This window comes from Ornithinicoccus hortensis, from assembly GCF_006716185.1.
GTDB lineage: Bacteria > Actinomycetota > Actinomycetes > Actinomycetales > Dermatophilaceae > Ornithinicoccus > Ornithinicoccus hortensis.
In genome coordinates this window covers 2779191-2799977 of the sequence record NZ_VFOP01000001.1, presented here as the reverse complement: position 1 = coordinate 2799977, position 20787 = coordinate 2779191, and the positions used below count along the sequence as shown (strand labels likewise).

General features: G+C 71.8%; 16 protein-coding genes. 7 read left to right on the top strand and 9 right to left on the bottom strand.

Features of this window, described 5'->3' with window-relative positions; translation table 11 throughout:
- Positions 1-13: 13 nt before the first annotated feature.
- The 3 genes from FB467_RS13065 to FB467_RS13055 form a co-directional block, all read right to left on the bottom strand.
- Positions 14-1738, bottom strand: a complete 1725-nt coding sequence (locus FB467_RS13065; RefSeq protein WP_141785486.1) for a cation:proton antiporter — start codon at positions 1736-1738, stop codon at positions 14-16.
- Positions 1739-1829: 91 nt separating this feature from the next.
- Entirely contained in the window at positions 1830-3218 is a 1389-nt protein-coding gene (locus tag FB467_RS13060) for a pyridoxal phosphate-dependent decarboxylase family protein (RefSeq protein WP_141785485.1), read from the bottom strand.
- Between the two features lie 17 nt (positions 3219-3235).
- A complete protein-coding gene (locus FB467_RS13055; protein ID WP_141785484.1) occupies positions 3236-4063 on the bottom strand; it encodes a PhzF family phenazine biosynthesis protein in 828 nt (275 codons plus the stop codon).
- A 17-nt stretch (positions 4064-4080) separates the two neighbouring features.
- On the opposite strand from FB467_RS13055, the gene FB467_RS13050 reads away from it, so the two are divergent.
- Positions 4081-5004: a PfkB family carbohydrate kinase gene (locus FB467_RS13050; RefSeq protein WP_141785483.1), complete on the top strand. Its 924-nt coding sequence runs from the start codon at positions 4081-4083 to the stop codon at positions 5002-5004.
- A gap of 55 nt (positions 5005-5059) precedes the next feature.
- Here FB467_RS13050 and FB467_RS13045 read toward each other — a convergent pair whose 3' ends face one another.
- Positions 5060-5653 carry a TetR/AcrR family transcriptional regulator gene (locus FB467_RS13045; protein WP_141785482.1) on the bottom strand — a complete coding sequence of 198 codons (594 nt, stop codon included), beginning with the start codon at positions 5651-5653 and terminating at the stop codon, positions 5060-5062.
- Between the two features lie 97 nt (positions 5654-5750).
- On the opposite strand from FB467_RS13045, the gene FB467_RS13040 reads away from it, so the two are divergent.
- Positions 5751-6749, top strand: a complete 999-nt coding sequence (locus FB467_RS13040) for an ABC transporter permease (RefSeq protein WP_211350607.1) — start codon at positions 5751-5753, stop codon at positions 6747-6749.
- A 33-nt stretch (positions 6750-6782) separates the two neighbouring features.
- On the opposite strand, the gene FB467_RS13035 is transcribed toward FB467_RS13040, so the two are convergent.
- Positions 6783-8573 carry a cell wall-binding repeat-containing protein gene (locus tag FB467_RS13035; RefSeq protein WP_141785481.1) on the bottom strand — a complete coding sequence of 597 codons (1791 nt, stop codon included), beginning with the start codon at positions 8571-8573 and terminating at the stop codon, positions 6783-6785.
- 115 nt (positions 8574-8688) lie between these two features.
- A complete protein-coding gene (locus FB467_RS13030; RefSeq protein WP_141785480.1) occupies positions 8689-9879 on the bottom strand; it encodes a winged helix DNA-binding domain-containing protein in 1191 nt (396 codons plus the stop codon).
- A gap of 609 nt (positions 9880-10488) precedes the next feature.
- Between FB467_RS13030 and FB467_RS13025 the strand changes: the two genes are divergently transcribed.
- Both FB467_RS13025 and FB467_RS13020 read left to right on the top strand, forming a co-directional pair.
- Complete coding sequence (locus FB467_RS13025) at positions 10489-12687, top strand: HNH endonuclease signature motif containing protein (protein WP_141785479.1); 2199 nt, start codon at positions 10489-10491, stop codon at positions 12685-12687.
- 68 nt (positions 12688-12755) lie between these two features.
- Entirely contained in the window at positions 12756-13301 is a 546-nt protein-coding gene (locus tag FB467_RS13020) for a P-loop NTPase family protein (protein WP_141785478.1), read from the top strand.
- 92 nt (positions 13302-13393) lie between these two features.
- Here FB467_RS13020 and FB467_RS13015 read toward each other — a convergent pair whose 3' ends face one another.
- Positions 13394-13864, bottom strand: a complete 471-nt coding sequence (locus tag FB467_RS13015; protein ID WP_342354721.1) for a VOC family protein — start codon at positions 13862-13864, stop codon at positions 13394-13396.
- A 28-nt stretch (positions 13865-13892) separates the two neighbouring features.
- Here FB467_RS13015 and FB467_RS13010 point away from each other — a divergent pair, with 28 nt between their 5' ends.
- Entirely contained in the window at positions 13893-14795 is a 903-nt protein-coding gene (locus FB467_RS13010; protein ID WP_141785476.1) for a helix-turn-helix domain-containing protein, read from the top strand.
- 63 nt (positions 14796-14858) lie between these two features.
- Here FB467_RS13010 and FB467_RS13005 read toward each other — a convergent pair whose 3' ends face one another.
- A complete protein-coding gene (locus FB467_RS13005; protein ID WP_141785475.1) occupies positions 14859-15479 on the bottom strand; it encodes a nitroreductase family protein in 621 nt (206 codons plus the stop codon).
- A 106-nt stretch (positions 15480-15585) separates the two neighbouring features.
- Here FB467_RS13005 and FB467_RS13000 point away from each other — a divergent pair, with 106 nt between their 5' ends.
- Both FB467_RS13000 and FB467_RS12995 read left to right on the top strand, forming a co-directional pair.
- Positions 15586-16095 (top strand): RNA polymerase sigma factor, encoded by a 510-nt coding sequence (locus FB467_RS13000; RefSeq protein ID WP_141785474.1) that lies wholly within the window; start codon positions 15586-15588, stop codon positions 16093-16095.
- Positions 16092-17447: a beta propeller repeat protein gene (locus tag FB467_RS12995; RefSeq protein WP_141785473.1), complete on the top strand. Its 1356-nt coding sequence runs from the start codon at positions 16092-16094 to the stop codon at positions 17445-17447. Before FB467_RS13000 ends, FB467_RS12995 begins: the two co-directional genes overlap by 4 nt.
- A gap of 50 nt (positions 17448-17497) precedes the next feature.
- Here the strand turns inward: FB467_RS12995 and FB467_RS12990 are convergent, their stop codons facing one another.
- Positions 17498-20758 (bottom strand): S41 family peptidase, encoded by a 3261-nt coding sequence (locus FB467_RS12990; protein ID WP_141785472.1) that lies wholly within the window; start codon positions 20756-20758, stop codon positions 17498-17500.
- Positions 20759-20787 lie beyond the last annotated feature (29 nt).

The following is a 20787-nucleotide window of genomic DNA, read 5'->3' as shown; positions in this document are numbered from 1 at the left end:
GGGCCAGACCGGACTAGGCCCGGTCCCAGTGCAGGATCGAGGTGTCCAGGGCCAGCTCCTCGGCGTCCAGCCCCTTGAGCACCTCGCGCATCACCTCTTCGTCGATGCTGCCCTTGTCCCGCTCCCGGACCAGGACGTCGCGCTGGCGGCGGAGCATCTTGCGGCGCAGCTCGCCCCGGTACTGCAGCCCCCGCCGGTCCAGCTGACGGTCCTCCTGGGCCTCGAGGCGGGACTCCTGCTCCTGCCACTCGATGCGCTGCCGCATCCCCTTGAGCAGGCGGTCCAGCAGCGGCCCGTCGAAGGTCTTGGTGAGCTCGTCCCGGTGGGTCTCCAGGTACTCCACGCTCTCGGTGATGGTGATCCGCAGCAGCGCCCGTTCCTGTTCCCGGTCCCGCTTGTCCTGCTCCGGGTCGGTGACTCCCAGCCGGCGGATCACGAACGGCAGGGTCAGCCCCTGGAGCAGGAGTGTGCCGATCGTGACGAAGAAGGCCACGAAGATGATGACGTCGTGGCCCGGCACCCGGTTGCCCGAGTCGGTCACCACGGGCACCGCCGCGGCCGCGGCGAGCGTCACCACGCCCCGCATGCTGGTCCACGACAGCACGGTCAGTTCCTGCCAGGTCATCTCGGGCTCGGCCTGCAGGAGCTTGCGCCCCAGGGGCTTCGGGACCCGGGGCGGCCGGTTGCGGCTCTCCACCCTGCGGCTGGCCCGTTCCACCGCCCGCACGCGGCGTTGCTCCCGGCTGTTGGACCTGAACCGGGACAGGTGGTAGGTGCCGAAGATGAACGCCGGGCGGATCAGGATCACGACGATCAGCACGACGACGGCGATCCACACCGTGTTCCAGACACCGCGCCCGCTGCTGTCCAGCGCCTCGGCGATCGGCTTCATCTGCAGCCCGATCAGGGCGAAGACGAAGCTCTCGAGCAGCAGGTCGATCGCGGACCAGACCGGACGCTCGGTGATCCGGGCCGCGTAGCCGGTCTTCGGGGAGTTGAAGCCGATCCACAGGCCGGCCGCGACGACCGCCAGGACGCCCGAGCCCTGCATCTCCTCGGCGCCGATGTAGGCCAGGAAGGGCACCAGCAGGCCGAGCATCGTCTCCACGACCGGGTCGTCGATCCGCATCCGGATCCAGTGGAAGACCACGCCCAGCACCAGCCCGACCAAGACCCCCACGAGGACCGCGGTGACGAAGATGCCGAGGTCGTCCAGGACGGTCAGCGAGGTGCCGCCGATGATCAGCAGGAACACCTTGAACAGGGTCAGCGAGGCCGCGTCGTTGATAAGGCTCTCCCCGGACAGGACCGTCATCACGTGGCGGGGCAGCCCCAGCCGGCGGCCGATCGCGGCCGCGGAGACCGCGTCCGGCGGGGCCACGATGGCGCCCAGGAGCAGCGCGGCGGGCAGCGTCATGTCCGGCACCAGCAGGTAGCCGACGATGCCGACCACGCCGGCGGTGACCGCCACCAGCCCGACGCCGAGCCGGGAGATGTGCTTGCGGCTCCGGGTGAAGTTGAGCAGCGAGACGTCCAGCGCGGCCGAGTAGAGCAGTGGCGGCAGCACCAGGGTGAGGATGACGTGGGAGTCGATCGTGAACGCGGGCAGACCGGGGATGCCCGCCACGACTAGCGCCACCCCGGTGACCAGGAGCGGTGCCGGCCACAGGAAGTGCCGGGCCACGGCGGTGAGTCCCACGGTCGCGGTGACCAGCAGGATCATGGGTAGGAACTCCATGGACGCTCCGATCTGGCCCCGGGCGCCGGTCCCCGATCCGGTCAGCTGCGGTGCGCCTGTGGCCGTTCACTGCAGATCGTATGCCGTGCGCCTACCCGGTGTGCCTGGCGGCGCGGAGCACGGCCTCGACCGAGGCGTCGACGTCGGCCTCCGTCGTCAGGTGGTTGGACACCGCGATCCGCATCAGCCGACGACCGCGCCAGGTCGTGCCGCCCATCCAGCAGGTGCCGTCCTGCTGGATGCGGGCCAGGATCTCGTCGGTGCGCGCGTCGTCCTCGCCGAACCCAACCAGGACCTGGTTGAGCACCACGTCGTTGACAATCTCCAGTCCCGCGTCGGACAGCGCCGCGGCGAACCGGCGGGCCAGCGCGCAGGTGCGGTCGACCAGGTCGGCCACCCCGTCGCGGCCCAGCTCCTGGAGCGCGGCCCACACCGCGAAACCCCGGGCCCTGCGCGAGGACTCGGCGGTGAAGTCTGCCGCACCGGGCGAGGCCCCGGACCCGGTCAGGTAGGAGGCCGTGTAGGACATGGCGGCGGTCTGCACCTCTGGCCGGGAGCAGAACGCGAAGCCGGAGTCGTAGGGGACGTTGAGCCACTTGTGGCCGTCGCAGCCCCAGGAGTCCGCCAGTTCCACGCCGTCCACCAGGTGCCGCAGGGCGGGACTGGCCGCGGCCCACAGCCCGAAGGCACCGTCCACGTGTACCCAGGCCGCTTCCGCGTGGGCCAGTTCGGTCGCGGCGCGCAGGTCGTCGACGGCGCCGGTGTTGACGTTGCCGGCCTGCAGGCAGACGACGGTCGGGTGCTCGGGGCCGGTGGGCCCGTCCGCCAGGACCCGGGCCAGGTCCGCGGTGTCGATCGCCCCCTCGTCGTTGACGGCTACCTCTTCCAGGCAGTCCGAGCCCAGGCCGAGCAGGCGCAGCGAGCGGTCGATCGTGGCGTGGCGCTCGGCGCCGGCGAGCACCCGCATGGCCGGCGCCCCGTTGAGGCCCCGGCGCTCGACGTCCCAGCCCGCCTGGCGCATCAGGTGGTGTCGGGCCGAGGTGAGCCCCACGGTGTTGGCCCCCTGGGCCCCGGTCACGAAGCCGACCCCGGCCGTCTCCGGCAGGCCGAGCAGCTCCTTGAGCCAGCCGCCGGCCACCTCTTCGGCGGCCGCGGCGGCGGGGGAGAGGGACCCGTTGAAGGCGCACTGGTCCCAACCGACCGCGAGCAGGTCCGCGGCCGATGCCGCCGGCAGGGCGCCACCCACGACGAAACCGAAGTAGCGCGGACCGGGGGTCGACATCAGGCCCGGCGTGGCGGCCGAGACCAGGTGGTCGACCACCTCGGCCGGATCCCGCGGCGCGTCCGGCAGCGGGACGTCCAGCAACTCCTTCGCCCGCGCCTGGTCGACCGGTGCCTGCACCGGGCGGGTGCCGAGCGAACTGCGGAAACCGGCAGCCTCGTCGGCCGCGCGTCGGAACAACTCGTGCAGGTCTTGCATCAGCCACACACCTCGGGTCAGAACCGGATCTCTCCGCTGATCATGACGGTTGCCTGGCCCCCGACCCACACCTGGTCCCCCTCGACGGACAGGGTGACGTCGCCTGCGCGGCCCAGCGCCGTGCCCTGGCGGACGGTGAACGACGTGGGGGCGAGCCCCGCCCCGGTGAGCCACACTCCGAACCCGGCGTTCAGGCTGCCGGTGACCGGGTCCTCGGTGGCGCCAAGCCCGGGCACGAACGCCCGCACCTCGTAGTCGGCCGGTCCACCGGGGCCGTGTGGCCCGATCACGCCGATGTCGAGACCGTCGAAGGCCGCGAAGTCCGGCCGGAGCGCGAGCACCTCCTCGGCCGACGCCAGGACCACGCCGACCCAGCCGGGACCGTTGTCGATCCACTGGCTGTGCCGGATCTGCCCCGGGTCGATCCGGAGGGCGCGCGCGATCCGGTCGAGATCGGACGGGTCGACGGGACCGGACCGGAGGAACGGTGGCGCGGCGAAGGCGAGGTGGCTGTCGGCATACCGGACCGGCACCAGGCCGGCCCCGCACTCCTGCACCACCACACCCTCACTGGCGGGAACGCCGCCAGCGGCGAGCCAGGCGCGGGCACTGCCCAGCGTGGGGTGACCGGCGAACGGAAGCTCCTCGGTGACGGTGAAGATCCGCACCCGGTAGTCGGCGCCGGGGACGGTGGGCGGCAGGAGGAAGGTGGTCTCCGACAGGTTGGTCCAGTTCGCGAACCGGGCGAGGTCCTCCTCGGGCAGGCCCTCGGCGTCGTGCACCACGGCCAGCGGGTTGCCCCGGTAGGACGTGCCGGAGAAGACATCGACCTGGGAGAAGCGCATGCCCTAGTGTCACCCGGGTGACCAGGGTGATCCACACGGGACAGGCACTCGTCGACCTCGTCGTGGAGGTGCAGCAGCTGCCACGGCGCGGGGGCAACGTGATGGCCACCTCCCAGAACCGGTATGCGGGGGGCTCGGTGAGCGTGCTCGCCGCCGCCGCGCGCTCCGGGGCCGAGGCGGTGCACGCCGGCGCGCACGGCACGGGGCCCAACGGTGACCTCGTGCGCGCGGCGCTGGCGGCCGAGGGGGTCGCCGTGTCCAGCGAGCCGGTGCCGGATGCCGACACCGGTGTGTGCGTCGTCCTGGTCGAACCGAGCGCGGAGCGGACCTTCGTGACGACCCTGGGGGCCGAGCGGCTGATCACCCCCGAGAGCCTGGCGACCTCCCGGGCCTCGGGCGGCGACCTGGTCTGCGTGACCGGCTACACCCTGCTGGAGCCCACCCGCGACCCGTTGCTGGCCTGGCTCGAGGACGTGGGCGAGGACGTGCGGGTGGTGCTTGACCCGGGGGCGGCGTTCGCCGGCCTCGCCGCGTCCGTGCGCGACCGGATGCTGGCCGGCACCGCCGTGTGGACCAGCAACGCCGAGGAAGCCGCCGAGCTGACCGGGGTCGAGGACGTGGCCGGCTCCGTCCCCGCCGTGCGGGACCGGCTGCCCGACGGGGCGCTGGTCGTCGTGCGGGACGGTCCGGACGGGTGCTACGTGCTCGAGGCCGGCTCCGACGACGTGGTCCACTTGCCCGGCTTCCCGCAGGAGCCGGTCGACACCAACGGCGCGGGCGACGCACACACCGGCGTGCTGGTCGCCGAACTGGCTGCCGGGGCCGACCTGCTCACCGCCTCCCGCAGGGCCAATGCGGCCGGCGCCATCAAGGTGACCCGGCGCGGGCCCGCTACCGCCCCTACCCGGGCCGAGATCGACGAGTTCCTGGCGTCCCGCTGACCTGTTCCCTGCGTCCCGCTGTCGCGGCGCTCGCCCGACCCGGCCGGGCACCCACCTACCGGCGAAGCGCCGCCAGGCCGTCGGCATACCCCTCGGGGTCCACGTCCTGGAGCACGAGGCGCTGCAGGATGAACCCGGGCAGCATCCCGACCATCACCTGGGTGACGTGCAGGGGATCGGCATCGGGATCGACCAGCCCGGCCGCCTGCTGTGCCGAGACCAGGCCCGCGTAGGAGTCGCGCAGTGTCCTGATCCGCTCACTCACGATGGCGCGGACCCCCTCGTCGCGGACCGCCTCGGCCCACACGGCGATCACCACCTTGGTGATGTCGATCTCCTGGCTCTCCGCCTGCCGGACGATCGCCCGGGTGAGCTGCCGGGTCACCTCGTCGGGGGAGGGGACGTTCCCGTCCTTCGCGAGGCCGCGCAGCTCGGTGTCCATCAGTGCGAGGCCGAACTCGGCGATCGCCAGGATCAGGTCGTTCTTGCTCTTGAAGTAGCCGTAGACCGCCCCGGCCGAGAGCCCGGACTCGCGGATCACGTCGGCCATCGTCGTGCGGTGGAGCCCTTCGACGGCGACGCACCGGAGGGTGGCCATCAGGATCTGCTGGCGGCGGGCCGCGCGGTGCTCGTCGGTGACCTTGGGCATGCCGCACCATAAAACCGAACGACCGTTCTTGACAAGGTCGGGGTGTGAGGAGGACTCTTCTCTCAAAGAGAACGAATGCTCGTTTATGGGAGGCAAGATGGTCGAAACCCAGACCCGGCAGCCGCAGCACCGGCCCGGTTCGCAGGTCCCGACCGCGTGGGGACGGGTGCTGGGCCTGGCGCTCGGGGTGGCCGTGCTGCTGGGCCTGGTCATCACCGCGTTCGCCTGGCCCAACCTGCACAGCGCACCCCGCGGCATACCCGTCGGCGTGGTGGCGCCCCCGCAGGTAGCCGGGCAGCTCGGCGACCGGCTCGCTGCCGCAGCGGGCGAGGACGCCTTCGAGATCAGCGTGCTGGCGGACCAGGACGCGGCCGAGCAGGCGATCCGCGACCGCGAGGTCTACGGTGCGATCCTGCTCGGTCCGGATGGTGGCCGGATGCTCACGGCCACTGCGGCGAGCCCCGCGGTGGCGTCCGCGCTGGGGCAGTTGGCGGCCAACGTGCCCGCGGAGGCCGGCGGCCCGCTCCAGGTGACGGACGTGGTGCCCCTGCCGGACGATGACCCGCGCGGCGTCGGGCTCGGGTCGGCCGTCCTGCCGATCGTGATCGGCGGTATCGCGTCGGGAGCCCTCAGCTGCCTTCAGATCGTCGGCCGTGGTCGGCGCCTCGCCACCGTCCTCGCCGTGGCGGTAGGCGGCGGACTGGTGCTGACCCTGGTGATGCAGACGTGGTTCAGCGCCCTGGCCGGCTCCTTCTGGGCCAATGCCGGGGTGCTCGCCCTGGGGATCTGTGCCATCGGGACGACGATCGTCGGGCTGCACCGCTTCCTGGGCACCGCCGCGATCGGTCTGGTAGCGGCCGTGATGGTGCTGCTCGGCAACCCGCTCTCCGGGGCCATGTCGGCGCCGGAGATGTTGCCCGCCGGCTGGGGCGCCCTGGGTCAGGTCCTGCCGCCCGGCGCCACGGCCACGGCGCTCCGGTCCGTCGGCTGGTTCGACGGCGCGGGATCCACCGGGGCGTTCATCGTGCTCGGCTGCTGGATCGCGGCCGGGCTGCTGCTGACGCTGCTCCCCGGGAGGTCCCGCTCCACCGTCTGACCGGTGCTGTGCGGCCGGTCGCCCCAGGTTCGCCTAGCCGTCCCGCAGGTCCGAGATCGTGGTGAAGGTGTAGCCGTTCGCGCGGAGCGTGCTCACGATCGTGGGGAGCGCGTCGAGGGTCCGGTAACCACCGATGTGGGCCAGGACGATCGTCCCTGCCGGCGGCAGCGGCTTGGTGACCCGGTCGATGATCTGTTGGGTCGTCGTGTCCAGCGACCAGTCGATGGTGTCGCGGTTCCACAGGACCGTCTTGGTGTAGTCCACCTGGGCGGCCGCACTGCGCACGAAGCTGTTGTGCGAGCCGTAGGGCGGTCGCCAGTAGGGGGTGACCGTCATGCCGTCGGTGCGCAGCTCGATGGTCGACTCGGCGCCGGTGAGCTCGTCCCGGATGAACTGCGCGGTCATGCTCCGCTGGCAGGGGGCGGTGGTCGGGCTGCCTCCTCCGCCGTTGACCAGGTCGCAGTGGTGCACGGTGTGGTTGCCGACCTCGAACAGGTGCGGGTTGGCCGAGATGAGCTCCAGGACCTGTCGTCCCTCCGGCGAGTTGGCGGTGATGCCCGTGGGGAAGAAGGTCGTGCAGACCTGGTTGTCGATCAGGAACTCCACGATGTCCATCGCCGGGTCCATCCGGCCGCCCATGTCGAGGGTGAAGGCCAGCTGCTTGGTGGCGCCGGGCACGTGGTCGAAGACCTCCTGGGAGCCGGGGGAGGGCCTGGCCCCCGCCGAACAGACCCCGAGGATGGCCTGCACCTTGCGGGCGATCTCGCGGTCCACCACGTCGGTGCCGCCGAGCAGGTATGCCCGGGTCGGGGTGGTGCGGCGGAGCTCGGTCGTCGTGCCGCCGGGGAGATTGGTCCCGGAGGACAGCAGCAGGGGGCCGCGCGTGGTCCGGGTCGCCGGGCTCGCCGCGAGGGCATCCGGCCAGTTGGTGCCGGTCGCCATCAGGAAGCCCGGCCGGTCGGGGCCGAACACGCGACGGGAGATGGCCAGTGCTGTCTGGTACCGGTCGCTGCCGGAGACCCGCTCGGTGACGGCGATCTCGGACAGCTGGCTCGCGACGGTGTTCGAGACCGACGCGGTGCCGCCCAACAGCATGATCCGGTCGGGCGCCAGACGTTCCAGCTCGGTGCGCGTCGCGTCGCTGAGGGAGTACCTGGCGGTCAGCAGCATCGGCGCGTCCTGGACCCCGGCGGCGGCCCCTCCGGCGAGTGCGTCGGGGAACGCCCTCCCGGTGGCGACGTACGCGATCGAGGCGCCGCCCGGGAACGCGTGCTTGGACAGCGCCGCCGCCGTGGCGTAGCGGTCCGGGCCCGAGATGCGGGTGGCACCCGAGGTGGCCAACGCGTCCAGCTGGTTGAGCACCCCGTTGGACACCGCAGCCGTCCCGCCCGCCACCAGGATGCGCTGTGGCTTGAGCCGCTTCAGTTCCGCGGTGGTGCTGGCAGGGAGCGAGGTATGCCGGGTGAACAGCACGGGGCCGCCGAGCCGGTCGCCCACCGGTCCCGCGGCGAGGCCGTCGGGGAACTCGGCGCCGGTCACCACGAGCGCCACCGGGACGCCGGACCCGAAGAACCGTGCGCTGATGGCCGCCGCCGTGGCATACCGGTCGGTGCCGGAGAGTCGTTCCAGGCGGAAGGCGAGGTCACCCTGCGTCTCGTGGTCGGTGGTTTGGCGGACCGTGCCGGAGGACGAGGCCCCGGCCGCCGGGTTGGTCGTCGTGGCTACGGCGCCGGGGCCGGCCAGGAGTCCGGGGCCGAGCGCGATGAGGAGGAGCCCCAGGAGCAGGCGCCGCAGCAGGTGATGGGTGGGACGCAGTGCGCTCATCGGGACCTCCGGGGGTGCCTGGGGCACGCCGTCGTGCCCGTCTCAGCAGTATGACGCCGCTCGGGCACTGCCGGTTGGGTCGCCTTTCGCTGCCCCTGGGGCAGTGGTGCGACCACTAGGGCAAGATTGCCCGCTTCATGAGCTGCGACTTGTAGACGTTGCTGATCACGACGCCGTCCAGCCACCGGGTGAGTCGCTCCGCCTCGTCCTGCAGGGCCCTGGTGCCGGCTGCTCCGACCTCCTCGCCGTCGCGCAGCACGACACGGACCACGGCATCCGGGTCCTGCACCCAGCAGCCCACGATGCGGCCGTTCCACCAGGCCGTGGTGCCGCCGTTGCCGTTGCTGTCGAACAGGTACGGCACGTGCTCCGGGGCGAGGTAGAAGTCGCGGAGCTTCCACCCCATGGTGGTCGGGTCGAGGGTGGGAAGCAGCGCCGCCCACGGTTCGGGTGCCGCGACCGGTGCCTCGTCGTCGGGCAGGACCCACCCGTGGATACCGCCGTCCAGCGAGACTTCCCTCGCGTCGACCGTCGCGAGGGCCGCCCGCGCTGCGGACTTGGTGGAGCCCAGCCACCATTGAAGGTCCTCCACCGTGCCCGGCCCGAAGGTGCCGAGCCAGCGACGGGTCAGCTCGGCATACCCCTCCTCGGTGGTCAGCGGCATGACCTCCTGCCCGAGCCAGGTGCCCATCGAGGTCCAGGTCGGGCGCCCCAGACGCCAGTGGCCACCGTTTGTCGCGCGCACCAGCTGCCCCTGGGCGCCGAGCAGGGTGAACACCCGCGGTGCGATCTGGAAGGTCCCGCCGTACTTCTTGGAGGTGTTGACCGTGATGGTGCCGCGGAGCTCCGGGATCTCCTCGCGCAGTTGTTTGGCGGACAGGCAGTCACCGGGCTCGAGCCGTGTGAGGACGGCGTCGCAGGCCCGGTCGAGCCAGGCTGCGCCGTCCTCGGCGACCCCGTGCATCTCGACGTCGCGGGTGATCACCCGGCGCTGCTCGACCGCGACCCGGGCCGAGGCGCTGCCCAGGGCGGCGGGCAGGAGGTCGCGCGGAAAGACGAACAGGGTGCGCCGCATCGCCAGCTGCTTCACCAGGGACCGGTCCTCGTAGAGGGCATGGTCGATGTCCGCCGGCGTCGTCCCGTCGACCCGGGCCTGGACCGAGAGGTGGACCGTCGCGGCCTCGGTCGCGTGGAGCACGGTCATCGCCCTGGTGGCGGCCACCGCGTCGGGTAGCCGGTGGTCCGGGTGGATCCCGTGGCGCACGGCCAACCTGTTGCGTCTCTCGTTGTCGTTGATGTGTCGCATCAAGGTCCATCCTGCCTGGTGGGTCCGACACGGTGCGGAATCTCGCCGGGGTGCCGACCCGCCAAAAGTTCCTGTGCAGAACCTCTTGTCTATGTCGTACGGGTGTACTAATATGGAGGTATCGGAGAGGTTGGACCGGTTGTTCCCGATGAGGGGAAAGACTGGTGCTACCGGGAGCACCGAGAGGGGGTGCGTGTGGTGGGGTCGGGTGAAGTGGCCGTCTCGTTGGCCGAGGCAAGGATTCTTTCCTGGTGCGACCAGGCGTCGGCTACCCAGCAGGAGCCCGCGAGGCTGCACCTCGTCCCCACGGACGGCATCGTGGTCGAGCTCGATGGCTCGGACCGGCACCGTCGCCCGGACCGCACGGCGCGTCTTGGCCAGTCGGGCGAGGCGGATCGCCCACACCACCCGGATGAGACGGTTCGACGCAACCAGCCGGTCGGGGCGGATCAGTTCGACGGGACAGATCACCTCGATCGGACCGTACGGTTGCGGGCTTCCTTGCACGAGTGTGGATTCCCCGAGCACGTCGTCAGCCACTTGGTGGCCCTGGTGCCGGTCCTGGGCGGTGGTGTCGCGGGGACAGGTCCAGCTGCTGGCGCCTTCCACGTGGCTCCGTCTGCCGACGAGGGCGCGGTTCCCGACGGTGACGTGGCTCCTGACGAGGACGCGAATCCCGATCACGACTCGCCCGTCAACCAGGACCCGGGCCGTGCCGACTCCTCTGCAGATGACGAGTCGATCGCTGATCTCGAGTCCAGCCCGGCACTGGCCTCGGGAGCCTGGTGGTTGTCCGGGCAGGCGACGTCCCGGGCCACGGACGAGGAACTGGTGGAAGCGGTCGACGCGGCGCTGGTCTTGTCCCGGTGGTCGGATTCCCTGCTCGTCGGCGTGGTCGCCGACCTTGCTGCAGCGACCGGCGAGAAGTTGTTAGGCAAGCGGGCGGTCGCCGACCCGTCAGAACTGTCCGAGACGGGACGGGAGACCTGGCGGAAGAAGACCAAGTCCGCGATGGCACACGAGCTGCAGGTCCTGACCGGGTGGGGCATTCAGGACTGCCACGACCGGGTGGCCTTCGCGACCGGGCCCCGGGTGGCGACGACGACGCCCTGGCGAGCGATGGCCAGCGGCGAGGTGCAGTGGAACCAGGTCCGTGCGTGGTGGTCGACGTGCCGGCAGATGCCGGTAGAGGTCGCGGTCCAGGTCGCGAAGGCCACCTTCGGAGAGGAGTCCGAGCGAGCTGCATCGGCGCGGGACGGCGGGGTCGATCCCGACGACATGGCCCGGCAGGGCTGGGGCGAGACCAAGGACGTGCTGGACAGGTTGGTCGCAGCGCTCGCGGGAGAGGACCCGGCCAAGGCCAAGGCTGACCGCGAAGCCGCTGTGTCCCGGCGGGACGCGCGGGCGCAGGTGGAGGATGACGGGACGGGATGTCTCACCATCACCGGGCGGACGACCTCGATCGTGGCCGCCATCCAACGGGTCGACAGGGCAGCCAGGGCGTTGCGCGCGGCCGGCGACCCGCGCTCCCTGTCCCAATTGCGCGCCGACCTCGCCCTGTCCCTCCTCATCCACGGCCGGACCGGTGGAGGGCCTGAGCCCAAGGACGCGCCGGAGTCGTCGACGGCCGGTGCTGACCAGGTTCTGGACGATGAGTCCCGCCCGGCTCAGGACACCAGCCAGGGTGACTCGCCCGGATACCCACCCGGGGCCGCAATACCAGGGAGCGGCCAGGCAGAAGTGTCGCCCAGCCCGGGTTCCGGTCCAGGGAGCGGCCAGGCACAAGGGCCGCCTAGCCCCGGGTCCGCAGCCCCTGGGGATGTCCTCGGTGGCTTGGACGACGTCAGCGCTCGGATCCTGGCTGGCACACCGAAGGTGAACCTCGACGTCATCGTGCCTCTGGACGTCCTGGTCAACCCACATTCCGCGGGGGTCGGGATGATCCCCGGCTACGGGTATCTCACCGGCGAAGCGGTCCGGGAGCTGGCGGCGCGGGCCGGGGGAGTCATGCATCGATTGGTGACGGACCCGTTGGACGGGCACCTGGTCGAGCGCACGGCGACGACATACCGGCCCGACGCACAGATGCGAGCCTTCACCGAGGCCGCCGATCGGCACTGCCGGGCACCCGGATGCACGGTCCCCGCGGAGAACTGCGACTTCGACCACGTCCATGCCCACAGCGAGGGCGGCGCGACCAGCGCCTCGAACGGTATGTCCGGGCACCGCCCGCACCACGAGCTGAAGACCCGCGATGTGTGGCAGGCCCAGATCGACCGTGACCGCCGGGTGACCTGGACGACCCTGTTCGGAGCCTGTTACACCACCCGGACCTTTGATTACCGCACGTTGACCCGGCCCGCGTTGGGTCAGATCGGCATCGGCCGGGCAGCGACCGCGCCGGGACAGGAAGCCGCGGTGTTGGCGGAAGCCGCGGTGTTGGCGGATGCCGCGGCGTTGGCGGAGGCCAGGGAACGCTTCGAGCAGGCAGTCGACGGCGACGCCGACCTCCAGGACCGGTTGATCTATGCCGCCCTGGCTCACCGTGACCGTTCCGAGCCGCTGGCTGCCGAGGACGACTATTTCGACCCGGACGACCGGTCCTGCGGACCAGCCTGGGTGCACCACAACGCGCCGATCCAGCTGCGACACCGCACCCGCAACGGGCAACGCAGTAGCGGGCCGCCACCGGACCAGGCAACCCCGGAAGACATCCTCGGGCTCAGCGCTCCTGCTGAGGTCGCCCGGCCGGGGGACGACGACAGCGACGAGGCCGCCCCCGGCACCGAGCTCCCTCCACCCTTCTGATCGCGGCCGGTTGAGTGCCCACACAAGAGCGCGGGTACCGGGCGACCCTGGCCCATAGGATTGGTCCGATGCAGCCGCGACGGATCATGGTCTACGGAGTGACCGGGAGCGGCAAGAGCACCCTCGCTGCACGGATCTCCGAGGTGACCGGCATCCCGTGGACGTCCGTCGACGACATCGGCTGGTTGCCGGGTTGGGGCTCGCGCCCACAGGGCGAGCAGCGTGCCCTGATCGAGGCGATCGTGGGTCAGGACGAGTGGATCCTCGACTCTGCCTACGGCGCCTGGCTGGACCTCCCGATGTCACGGGTGGAGGTGATCATCGCGTTGGACTACCCGCGACTGACGTCCCTCACGCGGTTGATCCGCCGGACGGCCCGACGCCTGATCACCCGCGAGGAGGTCTGCAACGGCAATGTCGAGGGATGGCGTGAGATCTTCTCGCGCGACTCGATCCTCGTGTGGCACTTCCGGAGCTTCAAGCGGAAGCGGACCCGCATCCGTCAGTGGGCAATGGATCCTGACGGGCCGCCTGCCGTGCACCTTCGTAGCCCCCGGGCCACCGAGCGGTGGCTCGAGTCGCTGGCCGCGGCGACGGGAGCAGCGACTTCGTGACCGGCAGCACGATCGGCACCCCGACGTGACCGGCAACACGACCGGCTGCACGACGTGACCGGCAGCACGACATGGTCAAGACACGACAAGGGTCAGGACAACGACTCCGCCCAGTCGTCGAGTCGCCGCTGTGCCTCCTCGTCGGAGACCTGTTCCACCCGAGTCATGATCGTCCAGCGCACGCCGAACGGGTCCTTGATGCTGGCGAACCGGTCACCGGTGACGAAGTCCGCCGGCTCCTCACGGACCGTGGCGCCCTGCTCGACGGCCGCCCGGAACGTGGCATCGACGTCGGGCACATAGATGGCCAGGCTGTATGTCGTGTCGTCGCCGACCAGGTCGGGTGCGGTGAGCCCGAAGTCGGGTGAGGGGTCCCCCAGTTGGAGCCGGCCCGCGCCGAGGTCGATCTCGGCGTGCACGACCGAGCCGTCCGGGCCATCCATCCGGCTCGTCACGACCGCCCCGAAGACAGTTGCGTAGAAGTCGAGTGCCTCGGCGGCGCGGACGACCGCCACGAACGGGGTGACCGAGCTGAACCCTGCGGGTATGTGTGAAGTGCTCATGTCAGTCATGCTGCCTACGATCGGTGCCGTGCCGCTTGCAGATTCGCGACAACCCGGGGACGCGCCGCGGCAACCCGGGGACGCGCTGCGGCGCGCGAAGGGCGTGCTCTGGCCGGCGCGGGGGCGGGAGGTGTACGAATCCTCCCGGGACTGGGTGGAGGGTCCCCTCTCCCTCGTGCTGTCCCGGACCTGGTGGGTGCGGTGGCGGCGGGAGGAGTCCGTGCCGTTCCGGGCGGAGGTCCTCGGTGACCCGATCGTCCACCTGACCCTCGAGGAGGTTGCTGGGGGCGAGTCGATCCACGGCGTACCGACGCCTGCCGCCCTGGTCCACGGGGTGGTGACCAAGGTGTTCACCGTCGACCTGCCGCGGGCTGGTCGGGTCACGGGAGTCGGGTTCCACCCCGGTGGCCTCGCCGCCCTGCTGGACCGTGACGTCGCCGACCTGACGGGGAGGGTGGTCGACGCCACCGGGATCGTCGGGCCGGCGATCGCCGACGTCGCCCGCACGGCGACGGGCCTGGTGGACGAGGCCGACCGCCAGCGGATCCTCCTGGACCACCTGGCAGAGCTGTTCGAGCCGGTGGCCGACCGGGTCGCCCAGGACACGACATACCGGGCCGTGCGGCGGGCGACCGACCTGATGCGGTCCCGCGAACAGGTGAGTCTCGGGCCCATTGCCGAGGCCGTCCACCTGTCACCCCGGACCCTCCAACGTGCCTTCACCCGGTATGTCGGGGTGTCGCCACTGCGGGTGCTGCGCCGCTTCCGGCTGCAGGACGCCGCGCACGCCATCGACTCCGGGCAGGCGCCGGACCTGGCGACACTGGCGACCCGGCTGGGGTGGTCGGACCAGGCGCACTTCACCAGGGAGTTCACCGCCGTGATCGGGGTCTCGCCCGCGCGTTATCGATCGGGCAGGGTCACCCCCTAGGCGTCGGTCAGGGGTAAGGCTGGGACGATCGGTTAGGGCATCAGCCAGGGGATCAGCACCAGATCAGCGGCCCGGAAAAGGCGTGCCGAACCTGCCGGCATGGGCGACCTGGGGGACCTCGCGCCGGCCACGCTTGAGGCTGGGGCTCTTGCGGTCCGGAGCCCGATAGCCCACCGAGACCACGCCGACCAGGTTGCGGTCATCGGGGATCCCGAAGGCCGCGTGTACCGCCGGGTGGGCCACGGGTGGCACCCCGAAGAACAGTCCGCCGAGCCCCTCGTCGACCGCGGTCAGCAGCATGAGCAGGGCAGCCATGCCGGTGTCGATGTCCCAGTAGGGGACCGGCCACCGTGCTTCGTCCTGGTCGGTCCACCCCTTGTCCGACTCGGCATACCGGGTGAGGTAGGCGCCCTTGTGGGAGCAGCACAGGATGAGGCACGGGGCGTGCTGGATGCCGCGCAGCCAGCTGTCGGGCTCGGAGTCCGGGTCGGCCGTGGCCTCCCAGAAGGCAGCCCGGTCCGCCGGGTCGGTGAGGACCACGAAGTCCCACCCCTGGGAGAACCCAGCGCTCGGTGCCCGCACGGCGTTGCCGAGGACCTGCTCCAGCACCTCCGGCGGGACCGGACGGTCGGAGTCGTAGTTGCGCACCATGCGGCGACGTCGGACGACTTCGGTGAACTCCATGCCACCATCGTGCCAACCGCCGGGTGTGAGCCAACCGGCGGCAGGGCACCGGCGTCCTCCAGGTATGAACCTGCTGGCCGAGCCCCGGCCCCGGACAGGAGACCAGATGGCGCGTGCGACCACCGATGCGGTGGAGGTCGAGGTGCGCCAGGTCTACCTGGCCCACTTCGGGCGCCTCGCGGGGTGGGCCTCGTCCCTGGTGGGGGACCGGGATCTCGGGCACGACGTCGCCACGGAGGCGTTCGTCCGGCTGTTGGGCCACTGGGCCGACGTCGAGGAACCGCGACCCTGGCTGTATGCCACGGCCGCCAACCTGGTGCGCGACCACTGGCGCAAACGGGGGCGGGAGGCGTCGGCATACGAGAGGTTCCAGGGCGGGAGGGGGCCCGACCCGGACGTGGCCGCCCCGGCCCCCGACGCGGAGAACGCCATGGATGTGCGCTCCGCAGTGACGGGCCTGCCGGACAGGCTGCGGTCGGCGGTCCTGCTCTACTACTACGCCGACCTCACGGTGGGGCAGGTCGCCCGCGAGCTGGGCAAGTCCGAGGGTGCGGTCAAACGGGACCTGTATGACGCGCGGGCGCTGCTCGCACGAGCGCTGGAGGCGAACCGATGAACGAGCGCGGCGACGAGCAGCTGGTGGAGGAGTTCTTCGCGAACCGGCGGGCGGAGGTGGTCGACCAACCGGCGGACGACCTGACCTGGCAGCGGATCGCCGACCGGCACCGCCGGGAGCGGCGGACCAGCCGGTGGACCGCGCGTGCCGGACTGGGCGTGGCGGCCGCCGCGGTGGCGGTCACCGCCTACGCGCTCTGGCCTCAGGACGTCCCGGAGACCCCGAACCCCGCCGGCCCCACGACCGAGCAGACGCCGGAGCCGACCGCGGAGGAGACCGTGGGCCCGCCCGTGACCGACGAGACACCGACCAGCGTGCCGGGCGACTTCGCGATCACCCGGCTGACCGACGCTGGGCAGGGGGACATCTTCGCCACGGGTACCTACGGCTCGGGGTGTGTCTACGACGCCGTCTGCGCCGTGCTCATCCACTCCGGTGATGGGGGTGTGACCTGGGAGGTGGTGGCCGACCTGGTCCCGGCCGGGATCGACCGGGTGGAGTTCGCCGATGCCGAGGTCGGGTACGGGTGGTCGTCCACGGGTCGCTCCCTGGCGGTGACCTCCGACGGGGGCAGGTCGTGGGCCGACGTGCCCGTCCCGGACGACACGTTCGAGCACGTGTGGGACGTGGCGGTGCGCGACGGTCGGGTGGTGATCGCGGGTGCTGCGGGCTGCGACGGGGACGGGGTCTGTGCCGACGCCGTCTTCGTGCAGGCCCAGCTCGGCAGCGCCCCGACGGCCGAGGACGTGCTGACTGCACCGGCGCCCACTCCCGTCACGGACCTCCGGGTCGAACTGACCGGGACGGAGACCTTCCTGGTCGGGACCCCGGCGACGGGGACCGAGGGCGGGGAGTCGGTTGTGGTGCAGCGGCTCCAGTCCGGCCGGCTCGAGTCCGTCGCGCAACCCCTCGACTGCGCGGACCCGGTCGCCTTCGCGGCCGCGGCCGTCGGCGACACGGTCTTCCTCGGCTGCCGGACCGACGACGGGACGGGGACCTCGAGCGAGGTAGCGGTGGCCTCCTCGACGACCGGTGGCCGGACCTGGGCCGGCGCCGGGGAGTCGTATGCCGCACCCTCCTCCTCGGTGTGGCTGGCCGCCCCCGACGCGGAGGACCTGGTGCTGGTCACCCCCGACGAGGCGCTGACCAGCACTGACGGGGGCCGGACCTTCGCTGAGCCGGAGCAGCCGCTGCCGGTCACCAGTCCCTCACTCGGCGGTCTGCGGGCCGGCGCGGATGGGGCCGTGTACGCCTGGCAGGAACTCCTGCCGGGTGAGGTCAGCGACCCGGGTTACTGGGTGTCGACCGACGGCGGTGCCACCTGGGCCAGGGCTGGTCTGTTGTCGGAGTGAGGGCCTCGGCGTCGGCGGTGGTCTCCGGCTCAGGTTGGCCTGCGAAGGGCTCAGTGTGGACGGACCTTGGGCTCGGGCATCTCCGGCGGGACGGCCGCGGGTTCGCGCTCCAACCGCTCGATCGCCTCGGCGATGGCCCGGTCCAACTGCTTGTCCCGCGCGGAGAAGAAGTCTGCCGGAGTGTGCACCACCTCGATGTCGGGGTCCACGCCGTAGTTCTCGACGTCGAAGCCCTTGCCCTCGATCCAGGTCGCGTAGCGGGGCTGGGTGATCGAGGTGCCGTCGACCAGGTCGAACCGGCCGTCGATGCCGACGACTCCGCCCCACGTCCGGACGCCGACGACGGGCCCGATCGCCATGGCCTGGGCGACGGCGTTGACGATGTCGCCGTCGGAGCCGGAGTTCTCGTTCACCACCAGGACGACCGGTCCGCGGCGCCCCATGTCGGGATAGCTCGTCGGGCTGGCGTAGTGCCGGCCGACGCCCCAGCTGACCACCTTGGCCGCCAGCTTCGCGATCACCATCTGGCTGGTGTGTCCCCCGCGGTTGTAGCGCACGTCGGCGATCAGCCCCTCGGCCTTGGTGGCCTGCCGCAGGTCACGGTGCAGCTGGGCCCAGCCGACACTGGTCATGTCGGGCACGTGGACGTAGCCGAGCCGACCGCCGGAGTGCTCCCGGACGTACTCCCTCCGGGAACGCACCCACTCCTGGTAGCGCAGGATCTCCTCGCTGCCGACCGGCACGACCACGACGCGGCGGTCCCGGCCGTCGCGGCGCAACGTCAGCTCTACGGGAGTGTCCGCGGCGCCGACCAGCCCGGTCGCCGGGCCGAACGCGGGGTCGACCGGTGAACCGTTGACCGCGACCACCAGGTCCCCCTCCGCCGCGTCGACCCCGGCCGCCCGCAGCGGGGAGCGTGCGTCGGGGTCCGTGGACTCACCGGGCAGGATCCGGTCGATCCGCCACCCGCCCTCGGCGGGGGAGAGGTCCGCACCGAGCAGCCCCAACCTGCGGGACTGGTCGCCGGGCGGGGTGTTGGGCATCACGTAGGCGTGCGAGGTGTTCAGCTCGCCGACCACCTCCCACAGCAGGTCGACGAAGTCGTCGTGCGTGGCCAGACCCGACACGACCGGGCGCCACCGCTGGACCACGGCGTCCCAGTCGACCCCGTCCATGTCATCGCGCCAGAAGTGGTCGCGCATGATCCGGGCGTTCTCGTCGTACATCTGGTGCCACTGGGCCAGCGGATCCACCTCGAGACGGAGCCGCCCCAGGTCCACGGTGACGACCTCGCCGGCGTCCTCGTCGGGCTTGCGGTCCGCAGGTTGCACGGTGACCGTGTCCCCGGAGCGCAGCACCACGCGCTCCCCGTCGCCGGAGACGGCGAAGCTGTCGATCTTGTCCGCGACCGTGGTGACCTTGCGCTGCTCGAAGGACCAGAACTCCAGGGTGTCGGGGGCCGGGTCGTCCCCGACGCCGGCCCGCCGGGTGCCCAGCGCCCCGGAATCGCCGGCGACCCGGACCCAGAGGACGCCGCCGGTGGCGGTCCGCAGGTCGCGGTAGTCGGCCGACGGGACCGGGAACGGCACGATCCGGTCCTCCGCGCCCTCCACGTCGAGGTCCGGTGACGCGGGCGGGGTCTCGGCGTCGGGTGCCTGCCCGTCAGGCGCCTGCCCGCCCGGCAATGGCTCCTTCTCCTTGTCCTTGCTGATCCGCCAGCCGGCGGCGCTGGGCCCGAACGGTGCCGGCTCCGTCGCGGAGAGCGGCAGCAACCACGGACGGGTCGACCCGGTGAAGGCCAGCGCGAAGGCGTGCGTGTCGTAGACCGGGTCGAACGTGCGGTCGGACAGGAACACCAGGAACTTGCCGTCCCGGGTGAACGCGGGTGCGCGGTCGTGGACCGTGCCGGCGGTGAGGGAGACCGGCTGTGGGTTGGCGGCGGAGAGGTCGGTCACGACCAACTGGTGCAACTCGCCCTCGCTGGTCGGTTGCGACCAGGCCAGGTAGCGACCGTCGGGGGAGAAGACGGGGTCGAGGGGTTCGCCCTCGGGGGAGTGTCCGACCTGGGTCACCGTGCCGTCGGCGAGGTGCACCACGCTGACCCTGCCGTCGTGGGAGACCGTGGCCACCCGCTCGCCGGAGGGGTCGGATGCCGTATGCAGCACCCGCCCCAGGTCGCCCACGGTCACCGTGCGGGGAGGCGCGGACCCGTCGAGGCTGTGCACCTCGAGTGCGTCCTCGCCCGCCGCGTCGGTCACCAGGACCGCCCGGCCGGTGCGTCCCAGCAGCGCCGGCTCCCGGCTGCGGACCGCGGAGTCGGCCACGAGCGCGTGCGCCGGCCCCTCGCGGTGGGTCAGCCAGAAGGTGCTGCCGAGCCAGTTCACCAGGCTGGCGTCGCCACCATGGTCAGGGGCGATCGAGGTCAGCTCGTCGGTGGGGGACGCCGAGCGCGGGGCGGGGCGGCTGCCAGTGAGCCGGACCTCGACCTCGCGGGGCTCCGCGGACAGGTCCTCGAGTAGCCAGAGCCGGCCGCGGGAGTGCCAGACGACCCGCTGGCCGTCGGTGGTGGCGTCCCGCACGTAGCCGCGGTCCTCGTCCTGAAGCGTCAGTTGACGAGGCGCGCCCTCCCCCGGGGTGTCCCAGACCCAGAGGTTGGCCTGCTCGTCGGCACGGTCGGGGAAGTGGGCGGCGCGGTCGGAGACGAAGGCCAGGCGCTGCCCGATCCAGAGCGGGTCGACCAGCGAGGCCCGCTCCTCCGGGAGCAACCGGGTCCACTCTCCGGTGCCCGTGGGATCGAGCCACAGCCGCGGGGCGGTCCCTCCGCGGTACCGCTTCCAGTGCGCGGGTGGCCGGCTGCCCGGGGTGGCGAGGGCGACGGGCCCGTCCTCGCGGACAGCCACGCCCCAGGCTGGGCCGTAGGGGAGTCGCTCGACCGCACCGTCCAGACCGACCGCCCGCACCGTGACGTGCCGGAAGTTCGCCTCGCCGGCGTGCGAGGCCGCCAGCACCCGCCCGTCGGCGGTCCACCCCAGGACGAGGGTCACCGAGGCGCCCCACCAGGTGAGCCGGCGGACCGACCCGTCGGCGAGGTCCACCACCATCACCTCCGGGTGGCCGTCACGCCGCGAGACGAAGGCGATGTGGGCGCCGTCGGGAGAGAAACGGGGCTGCTGGACCGGTGCCCGGTCGCTGGTCAGCCGCCAGGCCCGACCCCCGGTCGTCGGTGCCAGCCAGATGTCGTCGGCGGCAACGAAGGTGACCTGGTCCTGGTGGATGTGTGGGTAGCGCAGGTAGTGCGTCGTCGAACTCACCACCCCAACGTAGACCGCGGCACCGTCAC